This is a genomic window from Actinomyces sp. HMSC065F12 (assembly GCF_001814535.1).
Lineage (GTDB): Bacteria > Actinomycetota > Actinomycetes > Actinomycetales > Actinomycetaceae > Pauljensenia > Pauljensenia radingae_A.
Genome location: NZ_KV817030.1, coordinates 97,662 through 116,179 on the forward strand (window position 1 = coordinate 97,662; position 18,518 = coordinate 116,179).

General features: G+C 57.5%; 15 protein-coding genes. 11 read left to right on the forward strand and 4 right to left on the reverse strand.

What is annotated here, in order from left to right; genetic code table 11:
* Positions 1-80: 80 nt before the first annotated feature.
* Genes HMPREF2975_RS08990 through HMPREF2975_RS09005 form a run of 4 tightly spaced genes read left to right on the forward strand, consistent with a single transcriptional unit; the run spans position 81 to position 4,623 of the window.
* Entirely contained in the window at positions 81-1,403 is a 1,323-nt protein-coding gene (locus HMPREF2975_RS08990) for a glycoside hydrolase family 125 protein (protein ID WP_227469357.1), read from the forward strand.
* On the forward strand, positions 1,396-2,361 hold the full coding sequence (locus HMPREF2975_RS08995; protein WP_082628517.1) for a carbohydrate ABC transporter permease: 966 nt from the start codon (positions 1,396-1,398) through the stop codon (positions 2,359-2,361). Before HMPREF2975_RS08990 ends, HMPREF2975_RS08995 begins: the two co-directional genes overlap by 8 nt.
* A complete protein-coding gene (locus HMPREF2975_RS09000) occupies positions 2,348-3,265 on the forward strand; it encodes a carbohydrate ABC transporter permease (protein ID WP_083314503.1) in 918 nt (305 codons plus the stop codon). The genes HMPREF2975_RS08995 and HMPREF2975_RS09000 overlap by 14 nt, the downstream gene beginning before the upstream one ends.
* Before the next feature lie 35 nt (positions 3,266-3,300).
* Positions 3,301-4,623 carry an ABC transporter substrate-binding protein gene (locus HMPREF2975_RS09005; RefSeq protein WP_083314504.1) on the forward strand — a complete coding sequence of 441 codons (1,323 nt, stop codon included), beginning with the start codon at positions 3,301-3,303 and terminating at the stop codon, positions 4,621-4,623.
* A 79-nt stretch (positions 4,624-4,702) separates the two neighbouring features.
* Here HMPREF2975_RS09005 and HMPREF2975_RS09010 read toward each other — a convergent pair whose 3' ends face one another.
* From HMPREF2975_RS09010 to HMPREF2975_RS09025, 4 genes are all read right to left on the reverse strand, one after another.
* Positions 4,703-5,788 carry a substrate-binding domain-containing protein gene (locus HMPREF2975_RS09010; protein WP_083314505.1) on the reverse strand — a complete coding sequence of 362 codons (1,086 nt, stop codon included), beginning with the start codon at positions 5,786-5,788 and terminating at the stop codon, positions 4,703-4,705.
* Between the two features lie 83 nt (positions 5,789-5,871).
* A complete protein-coding gene (locus HMPREF2975_RS09015; RefSeq protein ID WP_070727185.1) occupies positions 5,872-7,410 on the reverse strand; it encodes a glycoside hydrolase family 76 protein in 1,539 nt (512 codons plus the stop codon).
* 121 nt (positions 7,411-7,531) lie between these two features.
* A complete protein-coding gene (locus HMPREF2975_RS09020) occupies positions 7,532-8,629 on the reverse strand; it encodes a GntR family transcriptional regulator (RefSeq protein ID WP_070727187.1) in 1,098 nt (365 codons plus the stop codon).
* A gap of 80 nt (positions 8,630-8,709) precedes the next feature.
* Positions 8,710-9,018, reverse strand: coding sequence for a hypothetical protein (locus HMPREF2975_RS09025; protein WP_141757399.1), 309 nt, complete (start codon positions 9,016-9,018; stop codon positions 8,710-8,712).
* A gap of 487 nt (positions 9,019-9,505) precedes the next feature.
* Between HMPREF2975_RS09025 and HMPREF2975_RS09030 the strand changes: the two genes are divergently transcribed.
* From HMPREF2975_RS09030 to ndk, 7 genes are all read left to right on the forward strand, one after another.
* Positions 9,506-10,285, forward strand: coding sequence for an SDR family oxidoreductase (locus tag HMPREF2975_RS09030; RefSeq protein WP_070727192.1), 780 nt, complete (start codon positions 9,506-9,508; stop codon positions 10,283-10,285).
* 289 nt (positions 10,286-10,574) lie between these two features.
* Entirely contained in the window at positions 10,575-13,829 is a 3,255-nt protein-coding gene (gene ileS / locus HMPREF2975_RS09035; RefSeq protein WP_070727194.1) for an isoleucine--tRNA ligase, read from the forward strand.
* 16 nt (positions 13,830-13,845) lie between these two features.
* A complete protein-coding gene (locus HMPREF2975_RS09040; RefSeq protein WP_070727196.1) occupies positions 13,846-15,510 on the forward strand; it encodes a glutamate ligase domain-containing protein in 1,665 nt (554 codons plus the stop codon).
* 86 nt (positions 15,511-15,596) lie between these two features.
* Complete coding sequence (gene dhaK, locus HMPREF2975_RS09045) at positions 15,597-16,589, forward strand: dihydroxyacetone kinase subunit DhaK (RefSeq protein WP_070727389.1); 993 nt, start codon at positions 15,597-15,599, stop codon at positions 16,587-16,589.
* A gap of 14 nt (positions 16,590-16,603) precedes the next feature.
* Positions 16,604-17,257, forward strand: a complete 654-nt coding sequence (gene dhaL, locus HMPREF2975_RS09050; RefSeq protein WP_070727197.1) for a dihydroxyacetone kinase subunit DhaL — start codon at positions 16,604-16,606, stop codon at positions 17,255-17,257.
* Positions 17,254-17,964, forward strand: a complete 711-nt coding sequence (gene dhaM, locus HMPREF2975_RS09055) for a dihydroxyacetone kinase phosphoryl donor subunit DhaM (protein WP_070727199.1) — start codon at positions 17,254-17,256, stop codon at positions 17,962-17,964. The genes dhaL and dhaM overlap by 4 nt, the downstream gene beginning before the upstream one ends.
* 79 nt (positions 17,965-18,043) lie before the next feature.
* Positions 18,044-18,511 carry a nucleoside-diphosphate kinase gene (gene ndk, locus HMPREF2975_RS09060; protein ID WP_070727201.1) on the forward strand — a complete coding sequence of 156 codons (468 nt, stop codon included), beginning with the start codon at positions 18,044-18,046 and terminating at the stop codon, positions 18,509-18,511.
* The last annotated feature ends 7 nt before the right edge of the window (positions 18,512-18,518 follow it).

The window sequence follows — 18,518 nt, forward strand, 5'->3', positions numbered from 1 at the left end:
ATATGCAATACATAACTTGTGTTCATAATGGTATTAGCTCTATACTGATTGATGTCATCACACAAGTGAGGGAGAGCATAGTGGCTCGAGCAGATTCGACGTGGATGGAACACATCATTGCCACCGTGAAGGAGCGCGTTGATGCGCGCGTTGGCGAGGTTTTTGAGGACTGTTTCGTCAACACCATCAGTTCGACAATTGAGCGTTACGACGACGGCAGCGCATTCGTTCTGACCGGTGACATTCCGGCGATGTGGTTGCGCGATTCCACATGGCAGATGATTCCGTACGTGCATTTCTCCGGTGATTACCCCGAGATTGCCGAGCTGATCGGTGGGGTGCTCCAACGTCAGTTGATGTATATCGATATGGATCCGTACGCAAACGCCTTCAATGCCGAGCCCAACGGCGCCGGCCACCATGACGATCTCACCGAGATGAGCCCGTGGATCTGGGAACGCAAGTACGAGGTTGACTCTTTGAGCGCTCCCTTGTTCCTGGCTGGTCATCTGTGGGACCGAACCCATGAGGACGCGCATCTGGGTGGCCTGGAGAAGGCTCTGGAAACAGTCGTCGATGTCTTTGCACGCGAACAACGTCACGAAACATCTGACTACCGTTTTGAACGCCCCGGCGCTCAGGTAGCGACCGAAACTCTGTCTCACGGTGGAAAAGGCGCTCCGGTGGGATACACCGGAATGACGTGGAGCGGATTCCGTCCCAGTGACGATGCGAACAGCTACGGATATAACGTTCCGGGCAATGCATTTGCTGTGGTTGTTCTGCGAACGGCGGCCAGGGTTCTTGAACAGATGAATGCTGCAACTGGCGCCACTTCAAGCCCGGTTATTTCTCGGGCTCGTGACCTTGCAGACCAGATCAGCGCCGGTATCTACGAGCACGGCGTCATTGATCATCCGCAGTGGGGGAAGGTATTTGCCTATGAAGTAGATGGTCTGGGACAGACTTTGACCATGGATGACGCCAACATGCCCAGCTTGTTGTCGCTTCCGTATATTGGCTTCCTCGAAGCGGATGATCCAATTTACCTCAACACTCGAGCCATGGTGCTCTCCGATACCAACCCGTTCTACTTCAACGGGTCGCGTGCGCAGGGAATTGGCAGCCCTCACACGCCGCACGAGTACATCTGGCCAATCGCATTGGCGGTGCAGGCACTGACAAGTACGTCAGCTCACGAAGTTGACCAGATAATCGACACTCTGATTCACACGACGGGCGGAACTGGCCTGATGCATGAATCTTTCCATAAGGATGACGATGCCCTGTTTACCCGTGAGTGGTTCTCGTGGGCAAACGCCATGTTCTGCGAGTTGGTTCTGGCCTACTGCTCGCTTACCCAGTCGAACGATATTTCGAGAAAGGAGGCAAGCAATGGATGAGGCTCAGACAACGCAGGCAACCGTTTCTGCCAAAGAAGACGCGCCGACGCGCAAGAAGAAGGACAGAGGAGCCAATCGCGATCTCAAAGCTGCTTTGGCGTTCATGGCTCCCGCAATCTGCGGTTTCAGCATTTTTGTTGTCTACCCGCTCATCAGCGCAGCCTATTTATCACTGACACGGTACAACGGAATCACCCCGCCGAAATTTGTGGGTCTGAAGAACTTTATCCGAATGTTCACCGCTGATCCGTCGTTCCTGAAGACGCTGTCGGCAACTGGATATCTGGTTCTTCTCTACGTACCCGCATCGATGGCACTCGGACTTGCGCTGGCTGTCTTTGTCAACGTCAGGCTCCCAGCCGTATCGGTGATCCGAACCATCTTGTACTTGCCGGCAGTTCTTCCCATCGTCGCCACGGTCACGCTGTGGAAATTCATCTTTGACCCGCAGGTCGGTCTGGCTAACCAGGTGCTGGGATTCTTTGGAATTCCACCAATTGCATGGCTGAGTAATGAGCACACAGCGATGCCGTCGATTGTGATCGTCATGCTGTGGGGGGTAGGGTCAACAATGATCATCCTGCTCGCAGCATTGCAGGCAGTGCCCAACGAAATCTACGAGGCAGCCAAAGTTGATGGTGCGGGACCATTCCGCATCTTCTTTTCGATCACTCTGCCGTCGATTGTCCCGATCCTGATTCTCCAGTTCGTCATGCAGATGAACGGTGCTATGCAGACCTTCGTTCAGCCGCAGATCCTCACCGGCGGTGGCCCCAGCTGGGCGACGAATACGCTCATGCTGTCGATCTACAACCACGGTTTCCCGCCGCTGGGACGAGTTCCGGAACTGGGATACGCGACCGCTCAGGTGTGGATTCTGTTCTTCCTGATCATTATCTGCCTGGCTTTCGCAGCTCGATTCACCAAAGCCTGGAGGTACGACGATGTCCAAGTCTGAGCTGGTTGAAGCACCTGAACTCGTGACAAGTGTGGCGAAGAAGCCTCGGCGCACACATTTGAAGAAGCGTCCAGGGCGTGCGGTGATGTGGTATGCATGCGCAATTGTCGCGTGCTCCACGATGCTGCTTCCGCTGTTGTGGATGATCACGATCTCGTTGAAGTCGAATTCCACCGTCTTCGAAGTTCCGCCCTCATTCCTCCCGGATGAATGGGTCTGGTCCAACTTCATCGAAGGCCCACGAATCATCAAGTTCCCACGCCTGTTCGTCAATACGCTGATCATTTCCCTGCTCAGCACCTTCGGCGGCGTTCTGACCTCGATGATGGCTGGCTACGCGCTGGCACGCCTGCGCTTCAAGGGCCGCAGAGTGTTCTTCTACATCTTTGTTGGTTCCATGCTGCTGCCCGGAATTGTTGGCATCATCCCCCTGTTCCAGCTGTTCAGGGATATCGGATGGTATGACACGTGGTTCCCGCTGATCGTACCTGCATTCCTGGGCGGTAACCCACTCTTCATCTTCCTGGCTCGTCAGTACTTCCTAGCGATTCCCATGCAGATTGATGAATCTGCAAAGGTCGATGGAGCAGGACACATTCGAATCTTCTTTTCGATCATGTTGCCCATGACGAAGCCGGCGTGGATCGCAATGGTCATCATGGCCTTCCAGGGAGCATGGAACGATTATCTCAATCCACTCATTTACCTGAACTCCACTGACAAGTGGACACTGGCGCTGGGCATGTCATCATTCGTGTCGGGTTTCGCAAGTGAAGCTCCGGACTGGTCGAAGTACATGGCAACCAACCTGTTGTACATGCTTCCACCTCTTCTGATCTTCCTCTTCGCTCAGCGTTACTTCATTGAAGGCTTGAGCGCCCTCGGAAACACATCTCAAAAGTAGAAGTCCAATCACAGGAAATATGAAAGGAGTCGACGATGACAATCCGACGCACAGGACGGAGGATGGCCGCTGTCGGCACAGCCATCGCTCTTCCACTCACCATGGTTGCCTGCAGCTCAGGAGGCAGTGAATCCGGCGAAAGCGGTGAACCGCCTGCATCAGCTGAAGGCACCGTCAACTACATGACGTGGGAATCCATCGAAACCAACAACTTGTTCGACAAGATCGTGGCAGAAAAGTGGGACAACCCGGACATCACAATCAACCGTGTTGACGCACCTTCCGGCGACTACTCGCAGAAACTTGGTTCACTGGCTCAGGCCCAGAAACTGCCCGATATCTTCTGGTGCGGTAACGATACTGAGCAGCAGTACACCCAGATGGGAATCCTGACAGACTGGACCGACAAGATTGCGTCCGACTTTAAGGAAGGTGAGCTGGGCTTCCTCGATACGTGGAAGACTCCCGAGAACGGTATTGGCGGCCTGCCCTCACTGATTAACGTCACAGGTATCTGGTACAACCAGACGCTGTTTGAAGAAAACAACGTTCCTCTGCCCACGCAGGACTGGACGTGGGATGACCTCTACTCAGCTGCCGCCGCTTTGAAGGGTGCCGGCGGGTCAACCTACCCGCTGCTCCTTGATGGCCTGACCAGCACGAGTGGCCCGGTCGCGATGGGACAGTACGCGATGTCAGCAGGTGGCCAACCGTTTGTTGACGATGTCAACAATCCGACGAAAGCCGTGGCCGATGACAAGTTCATGGAGGGCCTCGACAAGCTGGTGAAGGCCATTGGAGACGGCCTGGTGAATCCTCCGGACTTCAACCTGGACAACTCCACCTCACTGTTTGCTGCAGGCTCGCAGCCGATGATGTCGAGCGGCCAATGGTTGGCTCAGTCATTCGGTAACGATGCGAAGGGCTTTGAGTGGGGATGGGCGCCGCTACCCAGCCAGTCCACTCCTGCCACGTTCTACGATGCAATCGGCATGTGCACACCTCAGAGCACGGCCAACGCTGATGATACCTGGGAAGTTGCCAAGTTCCTCGAAACTGAAGTGATTCCGGAAGTTATGGCACAAACACCCGTTGCACCTCCGGCATACGAGCCCGGACGTCAGGGCTATCTGGATTCGATCAAGGATCTTGCCGGCTCGACGATCTCAGACACCCTGGAATACTCACTGGGCGTTGAGAACACCACAGGCGTTCGCCTGACAACCACGTGGGCATCGCAGGCTGGTGACCTGGCAGTACAGGTGTGGACACCGATCCTCAAGGGTGAAAAGCCAATTGAGGAAGTGTCCGAATACGTTGACGGCGTCAACCAGTTCATCGAAACTGGCGGTCAGTAAACGTCACAAGATAAGAGCCTCCGGAGTTCGCTCCGGAGGCTCTTTCTTTTTCTTTGTTTTGTGCGTGGCGCCGGTTCAATTAGATCGGACGAACAGAGTCGCCCGGTACGAGAGTGGTAGGGAGCACAATCTTGTCAGCAGTTGCCCCGCTATCGATTTGCTGCAACGTCACGTCCAGGGCGCGCGCCCCGATCTCTTCTTGCTGCTGAGCAATGTGTGTCAGCTGTAGCGTGGAGCCCAGAGTTTCGAAAGGCTGCTCGTCAAAGCACACGAGCGACAGGTCGCGGGGAATGGACTTGCCGAGGTTGGCTAACGCTTCTTCAAGGAGCACCGCGATAGCGAATTCACATGCAACCGCAGATGTGACTTCAGGGTGGTTGCGAAGGAACGACCCGATACGCTTGATATCGTCCTTCCGTGTTCCTGCGTTGCCTGGCGTCGTGGACGTGATCTGATCGCATGCGAGCGATTCATCCAAAGCGACATCGTTGATGGCATGGGCAGCCACCCACCCGCGGTGACGGTCGGCATTCGAGGTCAGTGACCTGCTGGCACCAAAGAGAGCTATGTGGCGGTGCCCGGCTTCAATCAGACATGTGGTGGCCTGGATGCCGGCATTCATGTGATCTGATGTGACTGCGGCTACAGGGATCGAGTCGTAGCGTCGGTCGATGATGGTCAGCGGATATTCGGCGCTGACAAGTTTGAGTACCGATGAATCAATCATCTGCGAGCTGGATGGCAGCAGGATCAGGCCACGGGCTCCTGTGCCCAGCGCGCGTTTAATCGCCTCGCGCTCTTTCTTGGTGTCGCCTCCGGTCCGCATCAACATGATGTGCGCACGGTCCTGAGCGCGGTCGAGGACACCCTCGACAATGCGGGTGCCGAACGCATCGTTGAAGCTGGTCATAATGAGAGCCACGACGGGATCTTTGGAGGCGGGTGAGACCTGCTGGGGTGACTGTGCGATGACCGTCGTGCCGACGCGTGGGCGCCGACGAACAAAGCCATCATCTCGAAGCATGCTCAGAGCGCGCCGAATCGTAATGGAGGAAACTTCGTACTTGTCGCGCAGCACCGATTCCCGTGGAAGCGTGGAACCTATGGGAATCTCTCCGCTCTCAATTGCGGCCCGTAGATCGTCATAGACGCGTTGATACAGCACTGCTGCGCGCTCCCTTCACGAAAGGTGACAGGCCAGTGACGTGCGAAGAACGCCGTCACCAGCCTGCCGTAATTTTGCGTTGACTAGCTCTTCTCGATCGTGATCGAGTCGATGTTGGCATAGTTCGTTGCAACGAGCCGATCAAACTTCAGCTCGACAGTATTTGTCCCGGGTACCAGCAGTACGGGGATCGAGACGGTCTGCCAGTCCTGCCATCCGTCGGTGGCAGGCATGTGTGCACTGACCGCGGGGAAACCGTTGACCAGAACAGCTCGTGCAGCATCGCCATTTCCTGCTGCATAGCGAATATTCAGGCGGTGCAGTCCGCCCCACTTCGACTGGAAGGCAACTGTGGCTGATGTGTCGACCGAGTTCCATCCGGCCAGGTAGGCGCGGCCTGTGTATTCACCATTGGCCTCAGTGTCGATGCCATCGTGGGCGCCGTTTTCAATTTCAACTGTGCCGACTTCAGGAAACGGAACGTGAGTGAAACCAGGTTGCGCTTGATGGACGATGGACACTGCAGATGCGGCGCTCACTGACGCGCGTGCTTCCGTGGTAAGCAGGGGAGCCTTGAAGGCCCAGTCTGTCCATCCGATCGAGTTCAGGCCAGTGTTTTGAGCCGCGGCCCTGGCGTTGACACTGAGGAAGTCCTCATAGGAGTCATCGCCGGTGACGTTGATGTAGTCCCGCAGGTGGCGGGTGAAAATCGCCTTGAACGCCTGGCCGTCGCCGCCCCGCTCGCCGGTGAAGATGCCGCCAATGGTCAGATTCTCGATTGCCCAGTCAAATGCTGCGCGAGCCTCGTTGAGGTATTTTTCATCATTGGTGATCTGGTACAGGCGGGTAGCCGCTCCAGCAAAAGCGCCGTTGTTGTAGGTGAAGTCCCAGGAGTTGACGACGCCGTCCTCTTTGATGTTGTCTTTCAGGTGTCCGCCGTTAAAGAAGATTTCTTCAAGGAAAGCGATCAGACGCTGTGCAGTGTCCTTGTACGCGCTGTCACCAGTGGCCATGTACAGTTCAGCTGCAATCCAGGCAGCAGTTCCATTGGTTGCAACGTTCTTCTCATTGCGGTAGGGGTTGCCGACATTGGTGTTCTTCCACCAGATGCCGCCTCCGAAATGGTCATCTTCGAACTGCGAGATGAAGTCGAAGATCGATACGGCTTCTGTCAGATATTTGTCATCACCGGTGAGTTTCCATGCGCGGAGGGCACCCTGTGCCCACCAGCCCATGTCGTCGTTGTAATCGTTGCGTGAAAAGTCAGGGTAGAAGGCTCGCCAGCCGTCAAAGACCTGATCAATCATCTGTCGCGACTGGTCATCGCCCACCCGCTCGTAACGATCCATCACGGTGTTCCACAGCTGAGCTTCCCACCAGTAATCGGTGTACAGACCGTTCCTGGGGCCGGCATGGTGTCCGGCGTGAACGTGGCGGTCTGAATAGGTATAGAAGTATTGGGCTTCTGGATCCCAGTATTTGTCGACAAAGGCGTTCCACATTTTCGTGGCCTTGTCGGGGATTGACGGCGCAGCCTGCGTAGGCGCACTCACGCAGAAAACGGCGAGAAGCGCTGCGATAATCGGTGCGGTCAGGAAGCGGGCGATCTTGCGTATTCTCATTGTTCATCCTCGAATCAATGCGTATTTGGAGATCATGATGATTGATCGAAATATGTACAATATACAGTGACACTGATCCTGCGGCATGTCAAGGGCGTCGGCAAAATTGCCGCGTTGAGAATTAGTCGTTCAAGTGAGCGACTGTCTCGCCTTCCACCAGCGTCAACGGTAAAGATATCTTCTCTGTGGATGCACCTTCGCGAATCTGCTGGATCGTCGTTTCAACAGCCAGTCGGCCCAGTTCCTCCTGCTCCTGCTTCATATGCGTGAAGTGTGACAGCGTGTGGTCGAAACCCGCTGGACGGTGATCAAAGCAGATAATGGACTTATCCTCGGGAATACGCAGACCCATGTCGTCGAGGGTGTCACGCAGGATAAGCGCAATATTGTATTCGCACGCGACGAACGCAGTGACTTCCGGGTGCTGCTCAATAAAGGCGCGCAGCTGGACCTGATCGTCTTCCACCGACACGTTCGTGCCCGGTGTGGTCGAACGAATCTCGTGATAGGACAGTGACTGATCCAAGCTGATATGGCGCAGTGCGTGTGCCTTAACCCAGCCGGAGTGGCGATCGGCATTGGATGTAACTGTTCGCGGCGCACCGATAATGGCAACATGGCGGTGACCTGCATCAAAGAGATACTCCGTTGCAGTAATAGCGCCTGCCTCGTGGTCCGAACTCACCGCAGCTACCGGAATCGTCTGGTAATGGCGGTCAAGGATCGTTAACGGGAAATGCTCTCCGATAAGCTTGAGGACAACCGGATTGATCATCTCGGAAATGAGCGGCATCAGGATAATGCCCTGCACGCCGGCCCGGATCACTGATTGAATCGCTTCGGTTTCGCGGCCAGCTTCGCCTCGCGTCAATTTGACGATCAGATTCGCGGTCCCAAAAGACGCCTCAAATGCTCCGGTCAGAATATGCGCACCGAACGCTTCGTCGAAATTCGTGACAATCAGGCCGATCAGCGGTTCTTTCTGCCCTTCGCGAGGACGGGTTGGAGTATTCGACACGACCGTGGTCCCGATGCGAGGCTGACGCGTGATGAAGCCGTCCTCGCGCAGCATGTCCAGTGCGCGGCGAATGGTGATGGAACTGACGGAATAGTGTTCGCGCAGCTGAGCCTCGCGGGGAAGGCGTGAGCCGATCTTCAGATCACCACGGACGATGCGGTTCCGAATGTCATCGTAGACCCGTTGATATAAAGCACTCACGGAGCGTCCTATCCCGTTGATTCTAAAAAGTATTCTTATTCAGTATAGCGAGCTACAGGAAGACCCTTTGAAGGTTGGCTCTATTCTAGCTCACTGCCGCTATGAACAGGCCAACTACGAGGCGCAACCAGCGGGACGCACAGGGCAAAGACCAGTGGCACGACCGCGCTGATCAATAGGGCAGCACGCAGTCCTGACCCGCCATCGTCAGGTAAAATCCGCGCGACCGGCTCGAAGAAACCGGACGAGGCTAATGTCCCTTTGGGCACACCGACACCTTGCTCGGCAAAGAAAGAAGACCACTGCACCATCGTCAGCTCAGCAGGTCCGCCTATCATCATCAACACCAATGCAATGAGGAAAACGGGCATCCCGAGTAGTGATTTCACGGGTGTGCGATCGTCGTCGGCCACAGTGGGCGGCAAGGGGACACGCAGAAAGAGCAGAAGATTCACGGCAGGAATGACCGCCCACAGCAGTGGCAGCAGTGACTACTACTGCGTGCCGATAAGCGAGATGAGAGCTGTCGTACGGATCGGACGCAACCTGGGGGAGTACCGCCAGTAGCACAAGGCCGACCGTAGCTGCCGCGTGGGCGCATACCTTAGGCGGCCTGTAGCCGACCTTGTCCACGATGAACATCGCGATGAAATCAATGAGCAATTGGATGCAGAAGTTAAACGATGACAGGATTCCCAGTTGTGCGACGGAAATATCGGGCTGCTCGTTGAAGATGACAAAGAGCAGGGGAGCCAGGTTGTTGATGACCTCCTAAACAACGTACCCCGTGTAACAGGCGCGCACAGTGGTCCGCTCACTGAATTGACGCGATGCCATCGGACCTCCTTCCGTGTCCGAAGAGACCATAATGGAGTTATGACAACTTCACCATCTGCAGGCCAGCCCACGCGACGCGCGATCGTGACGGGCGCATCCAGTGGCATCGGACAGGAAACAGTTCGCCAGCTTCGTGACCGTAACTGGGAGATCATTGCTGTTGCCAGACGCGGTGATCGTCTGAAAGATCTTGCACACGAATGCGGATGTATTCCCTTCGCTGCAGACCTGGTGGATGAAGGCCAGGTTGACGCTCTGGCCAGGTTCGCTGACGAGAAAGGTGCGGTGGATGCCCTCGTCAACTGTGCTGGAGGGGCCAGAGGGATTGAAACGATCGCTGACGCCGTTGTGGACAAGTGGCAGCACATGTTCGACATCAATGTGAAGACCACGCTGCAACTGACCCGGGCACTGCTGCCACAGATGCGTGAGCGCGGCGGTGACATCGTCTTCCTGACATCGACAGCCGCCCATGACACCTATCCCGGCGGGGGAGGATATGTGGCCGCCAAACACGCCGAACGTATCATTGCCAATACTCTGCGCATTGAATTAGTAGGCGAGCCGGTACGGATCATTGAGATCGCACCTGGCATGGTCAAAACGGAGGAATTCTCCCTGCGTCGCCTGGAGTCACAGGAAGCCGCCGATTCGGTGTACGAGGGGGTTGCGGAGCCACTGACAGCTGCTGACATTGCAGATGCGATTGTATGGACCCTGACCAGGCCCTCCCATGTCAACATCGATTCGATGATTATTCGTCCGCGCGCCCAAGCCAGCAACACGCTTGTCGCCCGTGAAACAGATGAGTCGAACTAGGGCAAACGCCACATGGACGCGCATGAGCCGTGGGTCTCAAGTCGGCTACTATTGACAGTGACGATGATCCGACCCGGAAGTTCCGGGATATCAGCGGGGAGTCTTCTGGAAGAACGAGGCTTCGGCCTTCAGTAGAACCGGACGGGTGGGCCCGACACAGCCCCAAACGAGTGGTCGCTCGGGGATCCTGATAACGGAGCGCGAGCGTCAAACGGGGTGGTACCGCGGAAGCTGGCGACGCCAGGATCCGTCCCTGTATTGCTACGCAGGAGACGAAACGAGGACCATCATGGCGCAGGGACATTACCCTCTGAACGGGAACACCCATCCAACCGGTAACCCCTCTTTCCCAGATATGGAAGAGGCGACTCTCAAGTACTGGGATGAGCACGATATTTTCGCCAAGTCCGTCAATGAGCGTGCTGCGGGCAATCGCGGCGACAATGAATTCGTCTTCTATGATGGTCCGCCCTTTGCCAACGGCCTGCCACACTACGGCCACCTGTTGACCGGCTACATCAAGGACATCGTCGGCCGCTACCAGACGATGCTGGGGCATCGAGTGGAGCGACGCTTCGGATGGGATACACACGGCCTGCCCGCCGAACTGGAAGCACAGCGCCTGCTCGGTATCGACGACGTCTCCGAAATCACCAAACCAGGCGGACTGGGCATCGAAAAGTTCAACGCTGAATGCCGATCCTCCGTCCTGCGCTACACGGATGAATGGCAGGACTACGTGACGCGCCAGGCACGCTGGGTCGACTTCGACGACGACTACAAGACTCTTGACATCACCTACATGGAATCGGTGCTGTGGGCGTTCAAGACGCTGTATGACAAGGGTCTGGCATATGAGGGATACCGCGTGCTGCCGTACTGCTGGCACGATCGCACCCCGCTGTCGAACCACGAACTGAAGATGGATGACGACGTCTATCAGGACCGCACCGACCAGTCAGTCACCGTCGGCTTACGCATGGAAAGCGGCGAGCTGGCCCTGATCTGGACAACAACCCCGTGGACACTGCCTTCCAATCTCGCCATCACTGTTGGGCCGGACATCGAATACGTTACGGTCGTTCCTCAGGAAGGCGAACTGGCGGGTGAACGCGTCATCATCGCGCATGACTTGCTGGCGTCCTACAGCAAGGAACTGGGCGAAGGTCCGACGATCGAAGCCACCTATCCTGGCTCTGAGCTGGTCGGACGGCGCTATGCACCGATTTTTGACTACTTCGATACCGATGAACGCCGCGCTGAAGGCCAGACGCCCGGACCGAACGCATGGACCATCATCGCTGGCGACTTCGTCACCACTGAGGACGGCACTGGCCTGGTGCACACAGCACCGGCATTTGGTGAAGACGACATGATCGCCTGTCAGGAAGTCGGCATCAGGCCTGTCGTCCCTGTCGATGAGGCAGGATGCTTCACCTCCGAGGTGCCCGACTACGAAGGCGTGCAGGTGTTCGACGCGAACAAACTCGTGCTGGCTCACCTGCGCGAACAATCAGGGCCCATCGCACGTCGCCCTGAAGAGGTGCGTGCGAAGATGGTGCGTCAATCCTCATTCACCCATTCCTACCCACACTGCTGGCGCTGCCGTAAACCGTTGATCTACAAGGCGGTCAGTTCATGGTTCGTCAAGGTCAGTGCTTTCCGTGACCGAATGGAGGAGCTCAACCAGCAGATCACATGGGTACCTGAGCACACCAAGGACGGGATCTTCGGAAACTGGCTGGCCGGCGCCCGCGACTGGTCCATTTCGCGTAACCGCTTCTGGGGTGCGCCGATCCCCGTGTGGGTCTCAGATAATCCGGAATACCCCCGCGTTGACGTCTACGGCTCGATTGCGGACCTCGAAGCTGATTTTGGGGTCGAGGTCACCGATCTGCACCGCCCATTCATCGACACGCTGACGCGACCAAACCCCGACGACCCGACCGGCACATCCACAATGCACCGCATCAGCGATGTGTTCGACTGCTGGTTCGAGTCGGGCTCCATGCCGTACGCCCAGGTGCACTACCCGTTTGAAAACCGCGACTGGTTCGAAAGCCACTACCCGGGCGACTTTATTGTCGAGTACATCGGGCAGACCCGCGGCTGGTTCTACACACTTCATGTTCTTGCCACCGCACTGTTTGACCGGCCCGCATTCACGCACTGCGTCTCCCACGGAATCGTGCTGGGCGACGATGGCCGTAAGATGAGCAAGTCCTTGCGCAACTTCCCAGACGTCAACCGCGTCTTCGATGAGTACGGGTCCGACGCGATGCGGTGGTTCCTCATGAGCTCACCGGTTGTGCGCGGCGGTAACCTCATTGTTCACGAGGGTGGCATCCGCGACACGGTGCGCCAGATCCTGCTTCCCCTGTGGAATGCCTACCACTTCCTCGCCCTGTACGCAGGTGCGTCCGATCATGGCAATGGATATGTGGCTGAGCCGCTGGCCTTGGACGATCCGAAAGTGCTTGACGGCCTCGACGTCATGGATCGCTACCTGCTTGCACGCACCCAGTCACTGGCTGACGCTGTTCGCACCGCTTTGGATTCGTACGATATCGGCACGGCGTGTTCACTGGTTCAGGATCATATGGATGTTCTGACGAACTGGTATGTGCGCACTCAGCGTCAGCGCTTCTGGGATGAAGATGCGCGCGCATGTGACACATTGTCATCAGCCCTGGTAACCCTGTGCGAGGTTACCGCCCCGTTGTTGCCCCTGCTGACCGAGGAAATCTGGCGGGCACTCACAGGTGGAGAATCGGTCCACTTGCAGGACTGGCCGACAATGCCCGAGGCAGTGCGCAACGACGAACTGGTCGCCGTGATGGATGCAGTGCGTCAGGCCGTATCAGGTGCTCACGCATTGCGCAAGACGCATAATCTGCGCGTGCGCCAGCCTCTGCGTCAGCTTTCCGTCGTCTCGGAGGCGGCGCCCTCCCTTGAACCCTTCGCTTCCCTCATCGCCAGTGAAGTGAACGTCAAGAACGTCACTTTAGTGGATCCGGATCACTCCGGTCTGAAAGTGACGACGCAACTGGCATTGAATCCTCGCGAATTCGCCCCCGAGGTCCGTAAGGTCACCTCCCAGCTTTTCGCAGCCCACAAGCAGGGGCAGTGGGAGCTGGACGAATCAGGTCAGACTGTGACGTTCCCCAACGTCGAGGTGGGCGGGCAGCCCGTTCAACTGGGCGAGGGACAGTTCTCTGTGTCGACTACCGTCGAAGCATCAGAAGGTGAGGTTGCATCCGTTCTGGCTGACGGCACAGTGGTCGTCCTCGACACGGACATCACCGCCGAACTTGCTGCCGAGGGATACGCGCGCGACGTCATCCGCATCGTACAGGACGAGCGCAAGCGAGAGGATCTGAATATTTCAGACCGCATCGACCTGGAGCTGACCGTGCCAGAGGAACACGTGGCGGATGCGGAAACGCATCGAGACATGATCGCGCACGAAACACTGTCGCTGTCCGTTTCCATCGTTCCAGGCGATACGCTGGCAGCGCACGTCAGCGTGCACGCAGATAACTGAAGGAGAACCCTGTTCCATGAGTGACCATCCCGCCTTCTTTAGCTCCGACGAGGAACCCAGCGGCATTCCTGCGGATTTGCTGCCCTACCTTGAGGCTGCAGATGAGCCATCTGAGGCAGACCGTCAGGCCGAACAGGCTCGTCAGGAAGCCGAAGAAGCGGCGGATCGGGCAGACCGGGAGCGAGCCGAGGCATTGCGTGCACTGGTAGAGAATTCGCTCCTGCTCGGACCCGATCCGTCGATCCTGGCTGAAATCGAATCAGATGAGGACGAGGACGGGACACCCTCGGACGAAGAAGATCACGAACGCATGCTCGACGACGCGCAGCAGGCTGCCCAGGAACGCGCGGAAGTGGCACGCATCTACGAATCAATTGTGGCGCGCGCCCCGGAACACAAAGTCCAACCCAGCCTGGAGCGCGTGCGGAGCGTGATGGATATTCTGGGCGATCCCCACACGTCTTACCCGAGCGTGCATATCACGGGCACGAACGGCAAAACGACAACTGCACGCATGATGGATGCCCTGCTGGGAGCGCTGGGCCTGCGCACGGGCCGTTTCACGTCGCCGCACCTGCTGGACGTTCGCGAACGCATCTGCCTGGACGGTGAGCCCATCTCGCACCGGGCCTTCATTGATGCCTACCACGATGTGCAGCCCTATATCGACATGGTTGACCACAGCTCGATCGAGCAGGGTGGCCCGACACTGTCGTTCTTCGAAGTTTTCACTGTCATGGCGTTGGCTGCATTCGCAGACTATCCGGTCGACGCGGCTGTGGTGGAAGTCGGTATGGGAGGCACGTGGGATTCCACCAACGTGGTGGACGGTCAGGTCGGTGTCATTATGCCGATCGACGTTGATCACCAAAAGTGGCTGGGCAACACGGTCACGGACATTGCCCATGAAAAGGCCGGCATCATCAAACCCGGCCAGATCACTGTTGTTGCCCACCAGCGTGACGAGGTGCTCGAGATTCTGCGCGAGCGCGCCGACCAGGTGGGTGCGCGCCTCCTGGCGGAGGGCACAGACTTTGAGGTCGTGGCCCGTGAAAGGGCAGTAGGCGGGCAGCTCATGTCACTGCGCACTCCGCATGCGATGTACACCGATATATTCCTTCCCCTTCATGGCGAACACCAGGCCCACAATGCTGCGGCCGCTTTGACAGGTGTGGAAGCGTTCATCGGTGAGCGCGCATTGGACGCGCAGGTGGTCGAGCAGGCATTCGGTGCAGTGACATCACCGGGCAGGCTGCAGGTCGTGCGACGCTCACCCATGATCATCGTGGATGGAGCCCACAACCCGGCAGGTGCGCGTACCGTTCGCGCCGCCATCGAGGATCTTGGTCTGGCTCACGTGGTTGGTGTCTTCGCCGCGATGTCGGATAAGGACGTGGACACAATGCTGGGCGAAGTTGAACCCGTGATGGACGAACTGATCGTCACTCAGATGGATTCTGTGCGGGCAATGGAACTGGACGACGTGCAGGCCATTGCTGAGGATGTCTTTGATGACACGAGGGTGAGCCGGATCCCTGACATCGCCGAAGCAGTAGCGGAAGCTGCCACCCGTGTGGAAACACGCGCCGAGCCGGGTGAAAATGTGGCCGTCATCGTGTTCGGTTCGATTGTACTGGCAGGGCAGGCCACACAGATCATCTCCCAGGCTAACGGCCGCTGACTTCCACGAATGTCGCCATTTCCGTGGTCAGAATCCTTGAAGGATGGCACCATGGATGTGAGACCGATTGGTTCAAGGAGGCACTGGTGAAAAAACTGGTCAACGACGTTCATCAAGTAGTTGAGCAGGCTCTGCAAGGCTTCGGTGGCGTGTACTCCGACCTTGTCACCGTCCATACGAATCCAGCCTATATCATTCGCGCACACGCAAAAGATCAGGGGAAGGTTGCCATCGTCTCCGGTGGTGGGTCGGGCCACGAACCATTGCATGCGGGATACGTTGGGAAAGGCATGCTGGATGCCGCTGTGCCCGGTGCCGTGTTCACGTCACCGACACCTGACCCGATCGCGCAGGCAGCACTGGCTGTCGAACGCGGGGCGGGCGTGCTGTTCATCGTCAAGAACTACACGGGCGATGTGCTCAACTTTGAAACCGCTGCCGAACTGGTGCAGATGGACGACATCGACGTTGCCACTGTTACCGTCAATGATGATGTCGCAGTGGAGGACTCGCTCTATACAGCCGGACGACGGGGCGTGGCAGGCACGGTTTTAGTGGAGAAAATCGCTGGCGCAGCAGCCGAACGCGGAGACGATCTGCATACTGTCACCCGCATCGCTCAGCACGTGATCGACAACGTCCGATCGATGGGATTGGCACTGGGGCCCTGCACCGTGCCACATGCAGGACGCCCGTCCTTTGAACTGGGTGACAACGAGATTGAACTGGGGATCGGAATCCACGGCGAACCCGGATATCGGCGCGGCCAGATGGAAACTGCGGACACGCTGACTGAAGAGCTCTACGAAAAGGTTCGCTTTGAATTGGCCCTCGAAGCAGACGAATCCGTGATCGCGCTGGTCAACGGCATGGGTGGAACCCCACTCAGTGAGCTGTACATTGTGTACCGTCACGTGGCCGAATTGCTGCAGCGTGACGGAATCAAGCTGGCACGCAGCCTGGTGGGTGACTACGTGACGTCACTGGAAATGCCGGGTGTTTCAGTTACCCTATTACGGGCGGACAACGACATCGTGGAGCTTTTCGATGCTCCCGTATGCACGCCGGCCTGGAAATGACATCAGGAGCATAGATGAGTGAGACGCTAAACGAGCAGTGGATCCGCGAATGGATGATGACTGCTGTGCACACGATCGCAGACAACAGAGAATATCTGATTGACCTGGATCGACACATCGGGGATGGCGACCACGGTGAGAATATGGATCGCGGTTTCAGTGCCGTTCGCGACGCGATGGAGTCCGATGACCATGCGCACGAAGCTGCAGCGGCCCTGCTCAAAACAGTTGCGAAGACCCTGATGTCCACGGTTGGCGGAGCTGCCGGCCCACTGTACGGCACAGCGTTCCTGCGCGCATCACAGGCACTGACAGGACAGGAAATCTCCACCCGGGACGTGGTGGCCATGTTCGACGCAGCATTGGAAGGCATCCAGGCCCGAGGCAAGGCAGAAGAAGGCGAAAAGACGATGGTCGATGCGTGGGCACCGGCCGCTCGCGCCGCTCATGAAGCTGCCAAAGCGGAGCGCCCGATCTGCGAGATTCTCGAGGCCGCCGCGCGCGCTGCCGAAGAAGGCGTTGAAGCCACGATCGACATGCAGGCCACGAAGGGGCGCGCATCATATCTGGGGCCGCGCTCAGCAGGCCACCGCGATCCTGGAGCCGCCTCCTCAGCGATGATTATCCGAGCTGCGGCTAAGGGCGCAAAGTCGGTGGATAACCGATGAGCTCAAAAGTCGCCCTCGTAATCGTGTCCCACAGTGACCTCCTGGCGAGGGGCGTGCGGGAAGTAGCAGAGCAGATGGCACCCGACGTGCACATCGAATGCGCGGGGGGAATGCAGGACGGCTCGCTGGGCACCTCCTACGACAAGGTTGCCTCTGCGATTACCCGCGCACTCGGAGCAATCGAGACCGGCCATGACGGTGCAGGCGTCGTGTGTCTGACCGACATGGGCTCAGCAGATCTGACCGTGGAATCCGTCCAGGAAATGGAAGACTTCGAGGCGTTGGAACACGCGCATGCTCCACTCGTTGAAGGCACCATTGCTGCTGCGATCAGTGCGCAATCAGGCAGTAGTCGCAGTGAGGTGCGCGCCGCAGCTGAACGGGCTGGCGCTCCTGACACGCCGCGTTCTGCCGCCTCCCCGGTGGGACGCGTCGTGATTCACGAAAACGAAGACACCGCTGACCACGTTGTGACGGCAACTGCGCGAGTGGCCGACCCGGTAGGGCTCCATGCGCGTCCGGCTGCATTGTTGGCTCGCTTAGCTGGCTCATTCGATGCAGAAGTATTCGTGAACGGAGCCGATGCAGGGTCAGCGTTGGAAGTGATGGCGCTGGGAGTGCGTCAGGGTGACATTGTGCAGCTGCGTGCCACAGGACCGCAGGCACAGGAAGCAATAGATGCACTGGTCGACAAGCTCGAAGAGTGACTGCATAATAATGTAGGTCTTTTGACCTAGTGGCCGAAAGGCTGCATGAAGTGCACGATCATCTACGAGGGGGAATGCTATGTCGGCACACGAACGTACAGACGGCTCCCATGAACGCACACTGGTGCTGGTCAAGCCTGATGGATACAGGCGAGGGTTGACAGGCGAAGTGCTGCGACGGATTGAATCAAAGGGATACAAGCTGGTTGGTCTGAAAGTTCAGCAAGCCTCTGAAGAATTGCTTCAGGAACATTACCATGAACACCGCCATCGCCATTTCTACCCTGCATTGATCGAATTCATGTCGTCTGGACCGCTCGTGGCTGCCGTTGTCGAAGGGACACGCGTTGTCGACGGAGTGCGCCGACTAATCGGCTCAACCGACCCGACTGACGCCGAGCCAGGAACAATTCGTGGCGACTTGGGCCGCGCGTGGGGACGCGCAACCGCGGAAAATATCGTGCACGGATCAGATTCGCCGCACTCTGCCCAACGCGAGATTGCCCTGTGGTTCCCGGAGCTTGCCGAAGATGCAATGCACGCTTAACTGCCTT

Coding starts and splice junctions, on each gene's coding strand:
- ileS (WP_070727194.1), top strand. CDS start 10,575: ATGGCGCAGGGACATTACCCTCTGAACGGGAACACCCATCCAACCGGT.
- HMPREF2975_RS09005 (WP_083314504.1), top strand. CDS start 3,301: ATGACAATCCGACGCACAGGACGGAGGATGGCCGCTGTCGGCACAGCC.
- HMPREF2975_RS08995 (WP_082628517.1), top strand. CDS start 1,396: ATGGATGAGGCTCAGACAACGCAGGCAACCGTTTCTGCCAAAGAAGAC.
- HMPREF2975_RS09040 (WP_070727196.1), top strand. CDS start 13,846: ATGAGTGACCATCCCGCCTTCTTTAGCTCCGACGAGGAACCCAGCGGC.
- HMPREF2975_RS09015 (WP_070727185.1), bottom strand. CDS start 7,410: ATGAGAATACGCAAGATCGCCCGCTTCCTGACCGCACCGATTATCGCA.
- ndk (WP_070727201.1), top strand. CDS start 18,044: ATGTCGGCACACGAACGTACAGACGGCTCCCATGAACGCACACTGGTG.
- HMPREF2975_RS09030 (WP_070727192.1), top strand. CDS start 9,506: ATGACAACTTCACCATCTGCAGGCCAGCCCACGCGACGCGCGATCGTG.
- dhaL (WP_070727197.1), top strand. CDS start 16,604: ATGAGTGAGACGCTAAACGAGCAGTGGATCCGCGAATGGATGATGACT.
- HMPREF2975_RS09000 (WP_083314503.1), top strand. CDS start 2,348: ATGTCCAAGTCTGAGCTGGTTGAAGCACCTGAACTCGTGACAAGTGTG.
- dhaM (WP_070727199.1), top strand. CDS start 17,254: ATGAGCTCAAAAGTCGCCCTCGTAATCGTGTCCCACAGTGACCTCCTG.